Consider the following 17,497-nt stretch of genomic DNA (forward strand, 5'->3'; position numbering starts at 1 on the left):
AAAAAATGAAAAAAGTAGTATTAGAAGAACCTAGGTGATTTGAGGTTGTTCTTGCTCGATATAAAATCATATCTAAGAATAACTTCAAATGAACCGTCGTTGAAGGCCTGTTTGCCTAATTCAGTTGTTTCACGGTCATAAGCCGAGACCTATCAAAAAGTTACCATTGATATTGAATCCGACCATACCACTGAATGCCGCATCCCACCGATAGGCACCTCCTAAAATAAATCGTTCGTTAAGCATAAAATTTGCCGAAAGGTCTACCTGTAAAGGCGCTCCCTGCACTACCTTGGTAAGCAGGGTTGGTTTAAACTTTAACATTGGATTCAAATCCCAAACATATCCCGTAATAAAATAAAAGTTCATTTGTTCCTTCGCCGTACTCAATGAAGATTCCTCAAAATGGGATGTCTCCAAAATTCTAGGTACTGAAAGACCCGCATAAAACTTATTCGTATGATAATATACCCCTGCACCAATGTTGGGAGTAAAACGGTTATCTATATCCTGCTGAAGGGTCTGATCGGTCGTAAACTGGTTGAGTTCCGAAAAACGTACATCCAATAAGTTGGCACTTGCCTTTAAACCAAAACTTAAACGGCCCTCTGCAGAAGTCCAAACCGTATAGGAAAAGTCTACATCAAAATTGGTTTCTGAAGTGGGTCCTATCTTATCATTTACAATGGACAATCCCAATCCAAGTCCTTTATAACCAATAGGGGAATGAATGTTGAAGGTTTGTGTTGTGGGAGCCCCCTCCAAACCCAACCACTGGGAACGGTGTAAAGCTGCAATACTAACTTGTCCTCGAGAACCTGCATAACCGGGATTAACGCTTACGGTGTTATACATGTATTGTGTATACTGGGCATCCTGCTGTGCAAGTACCGAGGTTCCAATCCATAAAGATAAAAGGACCAATACACTTTTTATAGAAAAGCCAAAATCCACATTTAATTTTTTGCTGTCTAACATCCCCTTATCTGTTTATGTATATATAACCCGAAAGCTGTTTCATATCTCCGTTAGGTTCCTCGTAGTCCAGTATATAGAAATAGGTTCCCACAGGTAATTTATTGCTCTGCTCCACGGTTACCCTACCTTGTGAAGTTCCATCAAAAACATTACCCTCAGTATTGTAGGCCCTTGTTGTAAATACGGATACGCCCCATCTGTTATAGATTCTTATGGTATTGTTTGGATAATTTTCCAACCCATCAATTCGCAATACGTCATGTACACCGTCACCATTTGGCGTTATTACATTAAAGACCTCTATTTGTTCAGATAATTCTCCTAAATCACTATCCAAATAGTTCGGGGTACCATCGCCGTCTGTATCATCGTTTGCATAATCACCGTCCAAGTTCAAGTCTTCATCAATAGTCTCTATACCATCATCGTCGTCGTCGGTATCACGATAGTCGGACTCCAGATCACTGTCGGTATTAGGTAACTGGTCAAATGGATTATCCAGTTCATCGTTTACATCGATATCATTGGTATTACTTCCCTCGTATCCATCATCAAGACCATCTCCATCCACATCTGAACCTAACAAGGTAAAATCGGCCATACCATCTTGATTATGGTCATGTCCTTCTATGCTATCAGGTACATTGTCATTATCACTGTCGTCATCCAAATAGTCAGGTAGGCTATCCCCATCAGTATCCACTGGGAATATTCCAAGATTTCCATTAGCCTCATAGGCATCGTCCACTCCATTTCCATTTGCATCCGTTCCACTAGGAGCGATGTAATCTGATGTTGTCTGAGCTTCTACGTTATCTCGGAATACCGTCATTATCACTATCTATATCTAGATAATCAGGGTAGCCGTCCAAATCGGTATCTGTAGGATTTGTGGCGGGATCATTATCACCATCCAAATTCAAATCCTCAAAACTGTCCAGTATTCCATCGTTATCACTATCCAAATCCGCATTTGCCGGACTTACGATTATGGTAATCGTAGATGTACTGCAATTTCCTACATCGTCGCAAAGGGTATAATCAAAGCCATCTGTACCGACGAAATCATTATTTGGGAAATAGGTAATTGTATCGTCCGATGGATCATTAGGTGTACCATTATCATCGATAGTCGCTGAACCACTCGTGGGCTGTGTAATACTAAATGTTCCGATAGTAGGAATATCATTGTCATTCAAAACCCACTCATCGATTACCCTAATTTCATTCACCAAAATGGCAATATTATCATCAAAAGTATCTACAATTGGAAGCACATCAATACTTACAGTTGCCGTACTACAATCGCCAAAACTGTTACAGATAGTATAATCAAAGCTATCCGCACCATTAAAATCTGGGTTTGGTATATAGGTGAGTACATCGTCCAAAGGATTGTTGGGCGTCCCGTTATCATCTATGGTGACCGTACCGTTGGATGGTGTAGTAGTGGTCAAAGCACCGGGATTTGGCAGATCGGAATCATTGGCATAAATATCCACGATTACGGAAGTGTCTTCGTCAACAGAAACAATATCGTCCACCAAGGTTGCGGCCTGAGGCAAACAAACGACCGTAAAGTTAGGTAGGGCAAAATCATTACCTGCCTTAGTAACTGTGGCCGTATATTTCACCACGGCATCCGTAGCAGTAACAGTCGGCCTAGTGGGGTCTCCGCTTACTGCAGGTGACCATGTTACTGTTGCACCACCGGTTACATTATTGGTAATGTCCAAGGTAACCTGATTATCAGGATTATTACAATCAGTAACGATGAAATAACCAGTGGCATTTGATCCACAAAGAGTACCATCATAGGTGGCAAAGTAAATACCGGGTGCGGTTACCTCAAAGAAAAAATCTGTTCCTAAAACGGTACTGGTATCCGAAGCCTCGTACCATCGATAATTGTTTTCATCGGTGGAATTAGGTGCCTGAAGCAAAAACTGGGCATTTGATACCAACATCCCGAACATTGTAAATACAATGCCCAGGAATATGGATTTATGTAGATTGATTTTTTTCAAACCGATTTGGCCTTTATCTGATTACTTTACTACGAATACCACGTTTATCAAGGAGTTATAATCCGGTGGAGTTCCTATTACATCGTATTGCATAACACCATCCGCTCCGATCAAATCTATATTCAAAACCGCCGGATCTGCATAGGTTACATAGTAGTATAGTTCTGTTCTACCATAAGTAGGTACCGTTCCAGGCGCACCTGCGCTTGCCGTAAAGTTAGCTGCGGAACCGCCATACTGATCTAGGTATTCCTGATAAAGATCCACGGTGGTATCGTTAATAAGTACAGATGCATCGATTGCTATGGAAGGTGGATAGAAAATCCGTGCCGCCTTTGATGTTATTGGAGCGATAGCCTGTATTACATCTTCTACTGTATCATCCGTAACTCCATCACCGTCTACATCCACAGGAGTATCGGAATCCACTTCAGAAGCTAATTGGTCATCGGTGCCCAAAGCACTCAATGCAACATCCAAATTGCCATTACTATCTGTAATTCTTAGTACATCTTCAACACCATTATTTGTTACTGAAAAAGCAGTGTTCACCTCGTTGGTCACACTACCGTCCACCTCAGTTCCTGTTACCACATATGGGTCGCCACTGGTTCCACTACCTGTTACCACGTTGATACCACCACCGTTCACGATGGTCTCCGATCCGTCGGCCGTTGGCAATGTTACCGTGTTCCCACCGGCAATCGATAGGTCGTTCCCAGTAATGCTCAAGTTCTGATTGTCCGTGTTGTCCAAATAGCCACTAAGATCCACCGTAGTGGCATCGTCGCTCAGGCTCAGTGTATTTCCACTGATGCTCAAATCCTGTATCTCATTTGTCACACTGCCATCCACTTCCGTAAAGGTATTGTTCACCACATATGGGTCGCCGCTCGTTCCGCTTCCCGTTACGCTTATATCAGTTCCGCCATTTACTATGGTCTCCGATCCATCGGCCGTCGGCAATGTTACCGTGTTCCCACCGGCAATCGATAGGTCGTTCCCGGTGATGCTCAATGTCCGGCTGTCCGTGTTGTCCAAGTAGCCGCTAAGGTCAACCGTAGTGGCATCGTCGCTCAGGCTCAATGTATTTCCACTGATGCTCAAATCCTGGATCTCATTGGTAACGCTTCCATCCACCTCGGTTCCGGTCACCACATATGGGTCGCCACTGGTGCCGCTTCCGGTAACCACGTTGATACCGCCTCCGTTCACTATCGTCTCCGATCCGTCGGCAACCGGTACGGAAAGGTCGTAGTCATCACCGGTTTGAGTCAATGTTACGGAACCATCTATGGAAGTTATTGTTTGTATTTCGTTGGTAATACTACCATCCACTTCCGTAAAGGTATTGTTTACCACATATGGGTCGCCGCTCGTTCCGCTTCCCGTTACGCTTATGTCAGTTCCGCCATTTACTATGGTCTCCGATCCGTCTGCAACTGGTACGGAAAGGTCGTAGTCATCACCGGTTTGTGTCAATGTTACGGAACCATCTATGGAGGTTATTGTCTGTATCTCATTGGTCACACTGCCATCCACTTCCGTAAAGGTATTGTTCACCACATATGGGTCGCCGCTCGTTCCGCTTCCCGTTACGCTAATATCGGTTCCGCCATTTACTATGGTCTCCGATCCATCGGCAGTCGGCAAGGTCACCGTGTTCCCTCCCGCAATCGATAGGTCGTTCCCGGTGATGCTCAAGTTCTGATTGTCCGTGTTGTCCAAGTAACCGCTCAAATCGGCAGTAGTGTCAGCACCGGTTCCATTGGAAAGGGTCAACGTGTTCGTGCTCAAGCTTATCTGCTGGTCGTCAGTGTTCACGAAACCACTAAGGTCAACACTATTACCACCGGTAGCTGGATTGGTCAGGGTCAACGTATTGCCGCTAAGGCTCAGATCCGTAAGCTCGTTGGTAACGCTACCGTCCACCTCGGTTCCGGTCACCACATATGGGTCTCCCGAGGTACCGCTACCTGTAACCACGTTGATACCGCCTCCGTTAACTATCGTCTCCGATCCGTCCGCAACTGGTACGGAAAGGTCGTAGTCATCACCGGTTTGTGTCAATGTTACGGAACCATCTATGGAGGTTATTGTCTGTATCTCATTGGTCACACTACCGTCCACTTCAGTAAAGGTACTGTTCACCACATATGGGTCGCCACTGGTTCCGCTTCCCGTTACGCTGATGTCCGTTCCGCCATTTACTATGGTCTCCGATCCGTCGGCCGTTGGCAAGGTCACCGTGTTGCCTCCAGCAATCGATAGGTCGTTCCCGGTGATGCTCAATGTCTGATTGTCCGTGTTGTCCAAGTAGCCGCTAAGGTCCACCGTAGTGGCATCGTCGCTCAGGCTCAGTGTATTTCCACTGATGCTCAAATCCTGTATCTCGTTGGTAACGCTACCGTCAACCTCGGTTCCGGTCACCACATATGGGTCTCCCGAGGTACCGCTACCTGTAACCACGTTGATACCGCCTCCGTTAACTATCGTCTCCGATCCGTCCGCAACTGGTACGGAAAGGTCGTAGTCATCACCGGTTTGTGTCAATGTCACGGAACCATCTATGGAGGTTATTGTCTGTATCTCATTGGTCACACTACCGTCCACTTCAGTAAAGGTACTGTTCACCACATATGGGTCGCCACTGGTTCCGCTTCCCGTTACGCTGATGTCCGTTCCGCCATTTACTATGGTCTCCGATCCGTCGGCCGTTGGCAAGGTCACCGTGTTGCCTCCAGCAATCGATAGGTCGTTCCCGGTGATGCTCAATGTCTGATTGTCCGTGTTGTCCAAATAGCCGCTAAGGTCCACCGTAGTGGCATCGTCGCTCAGGCTCAGTGTATTTCCACTGATGCTCAAATCCTGTATCTCGTTGGTAACGCTACCGTCAACCTCGGTTCCGGTCACCACATATGGGTCTCCCGAGATACCGCTACCTGTAACCACGTTGATACCGCCTCCGTTTACGATGGTCTCAGAACCATCGGCCATTGGCAGGGTCACCGTGTTCCCTCCTGCAATCGATAGGTCGTTCCCGGTGATGCTCAGCGTCTGACTGTCCGTGTTGTCCAAGTAACCGCTCAAATCGGCAGTAGTGTCAGCCCCGGTTCCATTGGATAGGGTCAATGTATTTGTGCTCAAGCTTATCTGCTGGTCGTCCGTGTTCACGAAACCGCTAAGGTCTACACTGTTTCCTCCGGTAGCTGGATTGGTCAGGGTCAACGTATTGCCGCTAAGGCTCAGATCCGTAAGCTCGTTCGTCACACTGCCATCCACTTCCGTAAAGGTATTGTTAACCACATATGGGTCGCCACTGGTTCCGCTTCCCGTTACGCTGATGTCCGTTCCGCCATTTACTATGGTCTCCGATCCATCGGCCGTCGGCAAGGTCACCGTGTTGCCGCCAGCAATCGACAGGTCGTTCCCGGTAATACTCAAGTTCTGATTGTCCGTATTGTCCAAATATCCACTAAGGTCTACCGTAGTGGCATCGTCGCTTAGGCTCAGTGTATTTCCACTGATGCTCAAATCCTGTATCTCATTTGTCACACTGCCGTCCACCTCTGTTCCTGTTACCACATATGGGTCGCCACTGGTTCCACTACCTGTTACCACGTTGATACCACCACCGTTCACGATGGTCTCCGATCCGTCGGCCGTTGGCAAGGTCACCGTGTTCCCTCCTGCAATCGATAGGTCGTTCCCGGTAATGCTCAATGTCCGGCTGTCCGTGTTGTCCAAGTAGCCGCTAAGATCCACCGTAGTAACATCGTCGCTCAGGCTCAGTGTATTTCCACTGATGCTCAAATCCTGTATCTCATTGGTCACACTTCCGTCCACCTCCGTAAAGGTATTGTTCACTACATATGGGTCACCGCTCGTTCCGCTTCCTGTTACGCTGATGTCCGTTCCGCCATTTACTATCGTCTCCGATCCGTCGGCCGTCGGCAGGGTTACCGTGTTCCCACCGGCAATCGATAGGTCGTTCCCGGTGATGCTCAATGTCCGGCTGTCCGTGTTGTCCAAGTAGCCGCTCAAATCGGCGGTCGTATCGGCCCCGGTTCCATTGGAAAGGGTCAACGTATTAGTGTTCAAGCTTATCTGCTGGTCGTCAGTGTTCACGAAACCGCTAAGATCCACGCTGTTTCCTCCGGTAGCTGGATTGGTCAGGGTCAACGTATTGCCGCTAAGGCTCAGATCCGTAAGCTCGTTGGTCACACTGCCATCGACCTCGGTTCCGGTCACCACATATGGGTCGCCACTGGTTCCGCTACCTGTTACCACGTTGATACCGCCTCCGTTTACTATCGTCTCAGAACCGTTGGCCGTTGGCAATGTAACCGTATTACCGCCCGTAATCGATAGGTCGTTCCCGGTGATGCTCAATGTCTGACTGTCTGTTCCTGAGTTATCTAAAGATGATAAATCTATAGATGGATTGTTTCCTAATTCATTGGTATATGTCAATTGATTGGTTCCACTATCAAAAGACAGGGAGGTGTTGGTCTCGGCTATAGATACCGATGCAACATTCAGGTATAATGCTCCATCAGATCCAACCCCAATGTTATTATTTGCATCGCCACTAATCAAATTCACGGATTCCGTACCTCCACCATCAGTTATTTCTAAGTTTCCTCCAGTTATACCACTACCCGTATTGTATTCGTTGGTTGCATCGTTATCATTATTGGTCGGAAAGTTTACGGACAAATCGTAATCTATTCCTGTTTGGTTTACCGTAATTGACCCATCACCTGAGGTAATATCTTGTATCTCATTGGTCACGCTACCGTCCACCTCGGTTCCGGTCACCACATATGGGTCTCCTGAGGTACCGCTACCTGTTACCACGTTGATACCGCCTCCGTTTACGATGGTCTCCGATCCATCGGCCGTTGGCAATGTTACCGTGTTGCCTCCCGTAATCGATAGGTCATTGCCGGTAATGCTCAGCGTCTGATTGTCCGTGTTGTCCAAATAACCGCTCAAATCGGCAGTCGTATCGGCCCCGGTTCCATTGGATAGGGTCAATGTATTTGTGCTCAAGCTTATCTGCTGGTCGTCCGTGTTCACAAAACCGCTAAGGTCTACACTATTACCACCTGTCGCAGGATTGGTCAGGGTCAAGGTATTGCCGCTCAGGCTCAGATCCGTAAGCTCATTGGTAATGCTACCATCTACTTCAGTAAAAGTATTGTTCACAATATATGGGTCGCCACTGGTTCCGCTTCCCGTTACGCTTATGTCAGTTCCTCCATTTACTATAGTCTCAGATCCGTCGGCCGATGGCAAGGTAACCGTATTACCGCCTGCAATCGACAGGTCGTTCCCTGTAATGCTCAGCGTTTGGGAATCTGTGTTGTCCAAGTAACCGCTAAGGTCAATACTATTTCCATCTACTATGGCCGGAGTATTCCCCGTTAGACTCAATGTCCGGTCATCGGTATCGGTCAAAGCCGCGATGTCGGCCACAGGTACGCTTACCGTACCCCCGTCGCTGTCGGTAATGACCAGATCGGTTCCCACCACCGCGAAGGTCGCGTTCGTCGTATTGGTGTCCGTAGCGGCGGCGATGTCCGCCAGGGCGATCGTCACCGTGTTACCGTCACTGTCCGTCAATATCAAATCCGTACCGTCCTCGGTCAAACTTGTGTTCGTGGTGTTCGTGTCCGTCAAGGCCGCGATATCGGCTACCGGTACGCTCACCGTACCACCGTCGCTGTCCGTAATGACCAGGATCCGTGCCCACCACCGCGAAGGTCGCGTTCGTCGTATTCGTGTCCGTGGCGGCGGCGATGTCCGCCAGGGCGATCGTCACCGTGTTACCGTCACTGTCCGTCAATATAAGGTCCGTACCGTCCTCTGTCAAAGAGGTGTTCGTGGTGTTCGTGTCCGTCAAGGCCGCGATGTCCGCCACAGGTACGCTCACGGTATTACCGTCGCTGTCGGTGATCACAAGGTCCGTTCCCACTACCGCAAAGGTCGCGTTCGTCGTATTCGTGTCCGTGGCGGCGGCGATGTCCGCCAGGGCGATCGTCACCGTGTTACCGTCACTGTCCGTCAATATAAGGTCCGTGCCGTCCTCGGTCAAAGAGGTGTTCGTGGTGTTCGTGTCCGCCAAGGCCGCGATGTCCGCCACAGGTACGCTCACCGTACCCCCGTCGCTGTCGGTGATCACAAGGTCCGTTCCCACCACCGCGAAGGTCGCGTTCGTGGTATTCGTGTCCGTGGCCGCCGCCAAAGCTGCTAAAGAAACGGATAAGATAGTACCGTCAGAATCCTCAAGTTCCAGATTGGAACCATTTATTTCAAGTCTACTATTAGTAGTATTGGTATCAATATTTGCCAAAGGTACGCTCACCGTACCACCGTCGCTGTCCGTAATGACCAGATCCGTGCCCACCACCGCGAAGGTCGCGTTCGTGGTATTGGTGTCCGTGGCAGCGGCGATGTCCGCCAGGGCGATCGTCACCGTGTTACCGTCACTGTCCGTCAATATAAGGTCCGTACCGTCCTCTGTCAAAGAGGTGTTCGTGGTGTTCGTGTCCGTCAAGGCCGCGATGTCCGCCACAGGTACGCTCACGGTATTACCGTCGCTGTCGGTGATCACAAGGTCCGTTCCCACTACCGCAAAGGTCGCGTTGGTCGTATTCGTGTCCGTGGCGGCGGCGATGTCCGCCAGGGCGATCGTCACCGTGTTACCGTCACTGTCCGTCAATATCAAATCCGTACCGTCCTCGGTCAAAGAGGTGTTCGTGGTGTTCGTGTCCGTCAAGGCCGCGATATCGGCTACCGGTACGCTCACCGTACCACCGTCGCTGTCCGTAATGACCAGATCCGTGCCCACCACCGCGAAGGTCGCGTTCGTGGTATTGGTGTCCGTGGCCGCGGCGATGTCCGCCAGGGCGATCGTCACCGTGTTACCGTCACTGTCCGTCAATATAAGGTCCGTACCGTCCTCTGTCAAAGAGGTGTTCGTGGTGTTCGTGTCCGTCAAGGCCGCGATGTCCGCCAGGGCGATCGTCACCGTGTTACCGTCACTGTCCGTCAATATAAGGTCCGTGCCGTCCTCGGTCAAAGAGGTGTTCGTGGTGTTCGTGTCCGCCAAGGCCGCGATGTCCGCCACAGGTACGCTCACCGTACCCCCGTCGCTGTCGGGTGATCACAAGGTCTGTTCCCACCACCGCGAAGGTCGCGTTCGTGGTATTCGTGTCCGTGGCCGCCGCCAAAGCTGCTAAAGAAACGGATAAGATAGTACCGTCAGAATCCTCAAGTTCCAGATTGGAACCATTTATTTCAAGTCTACTATTAGTAGTATTGGTATCAATATTTGCCAAAGGTACGCTCACCGTACCACCGTCGCTGTCCGTAATGACCAGATCCGTGCCCACCACCGCGAAGGTCGCGTTCGTGGTATTGGTGTCCGTGGCAGCGGCGATGTCCGCCAGGGCGATCGTCACCGTGTTACCGTCACTGTCCGTCAATATAAGGTCCGTACCGTCCTCTGTCAAAGAGGTGTTCGTGGTGTTCGTGTCCGTCAAGGCCGCGATGTCCGCCACAGGTACGCTCACGGTATTACCGTCGCTGTCGGTGATCACAAGGTCCGTTCCCACTACCGCAAAGGTCGCGTTGGTCGTATTCGTGTCCGTGGCGGCGGCGATGTCCGCCAGGGCGATCGTCACCGTGTTACCGTCACTGTCCGTCAATATCAAATCCGTACCGTCCTCGGTCAAAGAGGTGTTCGTGGTGTTCGTGTCCGTCAAGGCCGCGATATCGGCTACCGGTACGCTCACCGTACCACCGTCGCTGTCCGTAATGACCAGATCCGTGCCCACCACCGCGAAGGTCGCGTTCGTGGTATTGGTGTCCGTGGCCGCGGCGATGTCCGCCAGGGCGATCGTCACCGTGTTACCGTCACTGTCCGTCAATATAAGGTCCGTACCGTCCTCTGTCAAAGAGGTGTTCAGTGGTGTTCGTGTCCGTCAAGGCCGCGATGTCCGCCAGGGCGATCGTCACCGTGTTACCGTCACTGTCCGTCAATATAAGGTCCGTGCCGTCCTCGGTCAAAGAGGTGTTCGTGGTGTTCGTGTCCGCCAAGGCCGCGATGTCCGCCACAGGTACGCTCACCGTACCCCCGTCGCTGTCGGTGATCACAAGGTCCGTTCCCACCACCGCGAAGGTCGCGTTCGTGGTATTCGTGTCCGTGGCCGCCGCCAAAGCTGCTAAAGAAACGGATAAGATAGTACCGTCAGAATCCTCAAGTTCCAGATTGGAACCATTTATTTCAAGTCTACTATTAGTAGTATTGGTATCAATATTTGCCACAGGTACGCTCACGGTGTTCCCGTCGCTGTCGGTGATGACCAGATCCGTGCCCACCACCGCGAAGGTCGCGTTCGTGGTATTGGTGTCCGTGGCAGCGGCGATGTCCGCCAGGGCGATCGTCACCGTGTTACCGTCACTGTCCGTCAATATAAGGTCCGTACCGTCCTCTGTCAAAGAGGTGTTCGTGGTGTTCGTGTCCGTCAAGGCCGCGATATCGGCCACAGGTACGCTCACGGTATTACCGTCGCTGTCGGTGATCACAAGATCCGTACCCACTACCGCAAAGGTCGCGTTGGTCGTATTCGTGTCCGTGGCAGCGGCGATGTCCGCCAGGGCGATCGTCACCGTGTTACCGTCACTGTCCGTCAATATAAGGTCCGTACCGTCCTCTGTCAAAGAGGTGTTCGTGGTGTTCGTATCGGTCAAGGCCGCGATGTCGGCCACAGGTACGCTCACGGTATTACCGTCGCTGTCCGTAATGACCAAATCCGTACCCACCACCGCGAAGGTCGCGTTGGTCGTATTCGTGTCCGTGGCAGCGGCGATGTCCGCCAGGGCGATCGTCACCGTGTTACCGTCACTGTCCGTCAATATCAAATCCGTACCGTCCTCGGTCAAAGAGGTGTTGGTCGTGTTCGTATCGGTCAAGGCCGCGATGTCGGCCACAGGTACGCTCACGGTGTTCCCGTCGCTGTCGGTGATGACCAGATCCGTGCCCACTACCGCAAAGGTCGCGTTGGTCGTATTCGTGTCCGTGGCAGCGGCGATGTCCGCCAGGGCGATCGTCACCGTGTTACCGTCACTGTCCGTCAATATAAGGTCCGTACCGTCCTCTGTCAAAGAGGTGTTCGTGGTGTTCGTATCGGTCAAGGCCGCGATATCGGCCACAGGTACGCTCACGGTGTTCCCGTCGCTGTCGGTGATGACAAGATCCGTACCCACTACCGCAAAGGTCGCGTTGGTCGTATTCGTGTCCGTGGCAGCGGCGATGTCCGCCAGGGCTATCGTTACCGTGTTACCGTCACTGTCCGTCAATATAAGGTCCGTACCGTCCTCCGTAAGGCTGGTGTTGGTCGTGTTCGTATCGGTCAAGGCCGCGATGTCGGCCACAGGTACGCTCACGGTATTACCGTCGCTGTCCGTAATGACCAAATCCGTACCCACCACCGCGAAGGTCGCGTTGGTCGTATTCGTGTCCGTGGCAGCGGCGATGTCCGCCAGGGCGATCGTCACCGTGTTACCGTCACTGTCCGTCAATATAAGGTCCGTACCGTCCTCGGTCAAAGAGGTGTTGGTCGTGTTCGTATCGGTCAAGGCCGCTATTTGGGCCAAAGGAATACCTACCATATTACCGTCTGAATCTACCATGACCAAATCTGTACCCATCACCAAAAAGGCATTATTGGTGGTGTTCGTGTCCGTAGCGGCGGCGATGTCCGCCAAGGCGATCGTCACCGTGTTACCGTCACTATCGGTCAATATCAAATTGGTACCATCTTCAGTAAAACTGGCATTGGTCGTATTATTATCAGTGGAGGTCAATTCCCAGGAATCGCCATCCCAGAAAAAGATAGTCCCGGTATTCGTATTCACGTACAAATCACCTAGATCTGCCCCACTCGGAGTGATAGCCCCTGCGGCGGTAACTGCGGTACCTTGCAATACCTCACAATTACACTGATCTTCCAATGTTACGGTCGTTTGTGCGAACGTGAATCCGGATAACAATAAAAATATCCATAAAATTCTTTTATCCATCACCTTATATTTACTTAAGTACTTTGTCATTTTATGATTGACCTGGTTATAATTGTCGTTCAAATCCATAGTTGGTCGGTATTCCATTTCAACCGCAGACAGACCACGGCATATTAATTCCTTACAAAATTAGATTTAAGCCCAGCCTAGTGAAATATTTGTTGTGTAAGTGGAATTTCACACGGTCTAGCTCTTGAAAAATGAGGTTATGTCTTTCCAAAATGCTAAAAAAAAGATGAGTCCTTTATCGATTAGCCCAATATTCACAGTACTTTGAAAAGGGCCATATGTAATCCAAAAACTACATTATTAAAAACAAAATTCAACGGTTAGTTCTTTTTTACCCTGTAGGTAATTCGACGGTTTGTTATGACCTTATTTACCCTAATATTTAAGATGGCAGGAGAAGAAGTTTCCAGCGAACAGACATAACCGTAATTAGAGACTATTACCCTGTATTGACTATTATGATCTGATGGACTTGGGTTTGTAATGGTTAGATTGTCCGAATCAGTACCGCTATAAATTCCAGTATCGGACAAATCTACCCATGAAGTTCCATTAAAAAATTGCCATTGGTAGGTGTCCACATTACTAGCAGTAACAATGAAATCTGCCGTACATCCTGGACAAACCGTTACGTCAATAGGGCTTGAAGCAATGGCAGGTGCCGTCGTTGCTTCCAAGAAATCATATGTTGTGTTTGAATTACCATCTACAGGTTGAGAATAGCTGGCAGCTAATACAGCTCCATTGGAACCTACCGAAGGATTTCCAGTACCGTACATACCATTACCATCGGCATCGGTTCCTGCTACCCCATAAGCCTCATCGGCATCATTGCAAGAATCACCATCACTATCAATATCTAAACTGTTTATAGCTCCATCCCCATCCAGATCACTGCAAAGCGGAAGCAACAATCTAGCGGAATTAAGGGACGAATTAATCAGACTTGTATAGGTAATACTAATTTCACTGATGGGCATGTTGGCCATGATATCAAAAGTAGAAAACGGAGCAGCACCTAAGGTTCCACTACTAGCGACCCGGTAATGCTTACCGTATTTCCATTCACAGTAACTTCAGCATCGGAACTGCTATTTAATTGCCATATGAAACCTACAGGCGCACCTACTGCTGTAATTACAATTGAATCAGATTGATTGATGTTACTATTACCAAAACCATTGGAAGCAACCACTTGGACCAATTCTCGATTGGAATAGAGTATATTGGAGGTTAGGCCCTGATTGGTTGTAATTGAATTGAGTTCCATTCTTAAGGTTTGGAATTCAGCTCCCAACTGTTCTCCTTCAATGTTTACCGAAGTAGCCCCATTAAGTGCTACTGGAGACTGAAAAGTAAGGGTATTGGAGAATGAATTCCCATCGCTTGCCATGGAAACCATAAAGTCAGGATCACCGGGATCAAGTTGTGATGCACCGGAAATTCCACTTAAGTCAGGATACTGTGTACTACATTCCTCCGTGTCGTAAATCCCGTCATTATCGTCATCCAAATCACAATAATCACCTACTCCGTCAGAATCCGTATCTACATAAGCAGGATTTAATGAATTACAGGTGCTACATTCGGTTGCCTGTAATAAAGGGTCATCACTTGTCCCCCCACCTTGTCCTCCAGAAACAATTAGAGGAACCCCATTTGCATCCACTCCTCCGGACAGGGAACCGTCAGGATTAAGGCTTGAGAAATTTATCTGTGAGTTGGAAATAGCTCCTTCTAATGCATCCGGACAACCATCACCATCACTGTCCAAGTCTAGAGAATTCACGATACCATCATTATCAATATCGTTATCCACGGAAGTGCATTGTTCATATACTGCGATATTGTCCACAAAAAACTCGTGATGCGAATCCACAGCCGAGGAACCTTCGAACAAGAGAGTTGATGTAGTGGCAGTAGCCGTAAAGGTCAATGTTCTATTAACCATTATATTACTTCCTCCATTGGTTGACTCAATATTTGTTGAGGTATCTGAATACAACTGGTTTCCGGCAGCCAGCACCCTAAAATTGGAGGTGTTTGGAAAGGCTGTGTTAACACCTAAATCAAAACTTACGGTATAGGTGGTACCTATTACTGTTGTAAGGTCTTGTGCGAATGTACTTGTGGCGGCCGAATAGTCCTCGAACAAAGCCCTGTCGTTTGTAGGTTCTTGCCACTGATTCCCTGTGCGCGTCCATCCGTCATAATAAAATGATTCGAAGTCTCCATTATATACCAAGTTTGCCACCGAAGTTGTTGAAAGGATCGAGAATGGCATTTGTTGTTTGGCAATGCTAGGTCCTTGATAAAGTACCTGTAAAGTCTGCCCTCCACCATTTTCATAATATGTTATCTCAATGTCATGAAGGCCTACCGATAAACTAATGGGACTACTAGAAACCTCCACTGCTCCGTGATCGCCATCATTATCAACCACCTCGACCCCATCGATAAACAGCTTGGAGCCATCATCGGAATTTGTGAAGAAAGTATAGTTTCCGGATGTCGTAATATCGATTTGACCTCTATATCTTATGGAGAATGAGTCCGTATCACCTGGGTCAACATTATTCTGAAGAGCGGCCACATCAAAATTGGAAACATACCCAGTGGCCAGTGCTCCACTATTAGGAATATTGTCCACAGTGTTCCCGGAAGGTACCAAATCATAAAATTCATAAAACAATGAATTAGCTACCGAACAATCAGGGTTTTCATCACTGTCCAAGATTCCGTCATTATCATCGTCCAAATCCACTGTATCCGCGTATCCATCACCATCTGAATCATTTACTACGGTCAACAATCCAAAATCTGATATGACCTGGGCACAGCTTGATCCACTTTCAGATACCAAAACCCTGTAGCGGTTACCATCATCTGAAAAACTAACATTATTTATGGTCACAGAAGCACCTGTCGCCCCAGCAATATCGTTGTAGCTTGCTCCATTATCCATACTTACTTGCCACTGAAATAACAAATTACTACCTGTTGCACCTGCGTTGAAAGTCGCGTTATTTCCCTCTATAATCGATTGATCAGCAGGTTGAGAAGTGATGGTGGATCCTTGTGTAATATTGATAGTAGTACTTGCGGAAACATTTACCGTGGGGTCGCCGGGCATCCCTCCATATTCCACAACATATCCCTTGGGTTGGTATGCTCCCGAGCCTGCTCCCGTATTACTCAAATCATTCCAAGATCCATCGATACCTGTTCCATTAGCTGTAATATGCGCATAGTCCTCGTCTCCAGATTGATTTGGTTCCCCTGTATTCCAAAAGGCATAGTTGGGTGTAGAACCATTTGCTAACCCGTTCCAAAAAATCGTACCCGTTTCCGATCCTGTAACCCAACGCCATTCCCCTTCCACAGCGGCATCGCTACCACCAATCCAACCAGCACCTGAAATTTGAGAACCTGCAAAATTAGATTCTTCGGCAGAAGTTAGGGTTGCCAAGTAACCTTGCAATCCAAAATACGTTGATAAAGCTGCCTTGTCCCTAGCACTTGTCCAAGTAATACCGATATCCGAGAAAAATTGATAATAGTGACCAGTATCAGGAAGAAAATAGGCGTCACCAACGATAATCGAAAAATCCCTGCTTCCGTAAGCACTAAGTGAACTATTTGAATACTCCACTGCTAAAACGGCATTTTCGAACTCTGTGGATGTCGCCGGCCCGGTTAAGACCAAGCGCCCTTCACTGGCAATCCAACTGGAAGTAATAGCAGGATGTGTACCCGTCAACGTCAAAAGATCCTCACCATCCACATAGCCATTGGAAACCTGTATCGAAACTTCCTGAATAGTTGGGTCATCTGGATCAGTAATACTTATTGTTTCAACAACGGGTAATGAGGTTCCCGGGCAAAAATCTTGATTCCCAGTTGCGGTCACTACCGGGGGTTGATCCTCAATCCGAAATGTGATATTATCAATGGCTATACTTTCGCCCGCATCCCAGTCATTGGAACTACTCCTAAAACGAATAGCCGATTGATTTGATTTTTGATTATTACTTAATGTATACGTAACTGTCCCAGTAGTCGAAATTTGGAGTGTGGTAATGTTCTGCCAGTTATTAGATGTTGAATTATATAGATAAACCCTCAATCTTTCATTTCCTCTACTGGTAGCGTCATAATCAAACGTCAACACTACATCCTTGGTGATTCCGCTTAGATCTACCCCTCTCGAAATTTCATCATTTCTGTTGATCCTATCAAAAACTAGTTCTCCGTAACTTACGTAAATATTCCCGCCGGTAGCCCCGCCACCGTTGACATCGATTTCTGTCCAATCATTTGAAAAATTAGAGTTACCATCATTATTGTTGTAGGCATTGTTGGAAAATGCATCCATGTAGACCTGCTGGGCA

At 48.4% G+C, this 17,497-nt stretch carries 8 protein-coding genes and 1 pseudogene; all 9 read right to left on the bottom strand.

Translation table 11 applies throughout. The features are described from left to right. Positions 1-20: 20 nt before the first annotated feature. A pseudogene (locus NYZ99_RS13455) lies at positions 21-978 on the bottom strand (PorP/SprF family type IX secretion system membrane protein). Positions 979-982: 4 nt separating this feature from the next. Beyond that, a complete protein-coding gene (locus NYZ99_RS22010) occupies positions 983-1,810 on the bottom strand; it encodes a T9SS type B sorting domain-containing protein (protein WP_338039015.1) in 828 nt (275 codons plus the stop codon). Beyond that, a complete protein-coding gene (locus NYZ99_RS22015) occupies positions 1,791-3,005 on the bottom strand; it encodes an Ig-like domain-containing protein (RefSeq protein WP_338039016.1) in 1,215 nt (404 codons plus the stop codon). Before NYZ99_RS22015 ends, NYZ99_RS22010 begins: the two co-directional genes overlap by 20 nt. Before the next feature lie 21 nt (positions 3,006-3,026). Continuing rightward, positions 3,027-8,720 (bottom strand): beta strand repeat-containing protein, encoded by a 5,694-nt coding sequence (locus tag NYZ99_RS13465; RefSeq protein WP_260571653.1) that lies wholly within the window; start codon positions 8,718-8,720, stop codon positions 3,027-3,029. Then, a complete protein-coding gene (locus tag NYZ99_RS13470; protein ID WP_260571656.1) occupies positions 8,620-10,092 on the bottom strand; it encodes a beta strand repeat-containing protein in 1,473 nt (490 codons plus the stop codon). The genes NYZ99_RS13465 and NYZ99_RS13470 overlap by 101 nt, the downstream gene beginning before the upstream one ends. Further along, a complete protein-coding gene (locus NYZ99_RS13475) occupies positions 10,052-10,969 on the bottom strand; it encodes a hypothetical protein (RefSeq protein ID WP_260571657.1) in 918 nt (305 codons plus the stop codon). Before NYZ99_RS13475 ends, NYZ99_RS13470 begins: the two co-directional genes overlap by 41 nt. Beyond that, a complete protein-coding gene (locus NYZ99_RS13480; RefSeq protein ID WP_260571660.1) occupies positions 10,929-13,097 on the bottom strand; it encodes a beta strand repeat-containing protein in 2,169 nt (722 codons plus the stop codon). The genes NYZ99_RS13475 and NYZ99_RS13480 overlap by 41 nt, the downstream gene beginning before the upstream one ends. A gap of 329 nt (positions 13,098-13,426) precedes the next feature. Next, positions 13,427-14,095: an immunoglobulin domain-containing protein gene (locus tag NYZ99_RS13485; protein WP_260571661.1), complete on the bottom strand. Its 669-nt coding sequence runs from the start codon at positions 14,093-14,095 to the stop codon at positions 13,427-13,429. Between the two features lie 29 nt (positions 14,096-14,124). After that, positions 14,125-17,481 (bottom strand): PA14 domain-containing protein, encoded by a 3,357-nt coding sequence (locus NYZ99_RS13490; RefSeq protein ID WP_260571663.1) that lies wholly within the window; start codon positions 17,479-17,481, stop codon positions 14,125-14,127. Between the last annotated feature and the right edge of the window lie 16 nt (positions 17,482-17,497).

The sequence above is a fragment of the Maribacter litopenaei genome (assembly GCF_025244665.1).
Taxonomy (GTDB): Bacteria; Bacteroidota; Bacteroidia; order Flavobacteriales; family Flavobacteriaceae; genus Maribacter; species Maribacter litopenaei.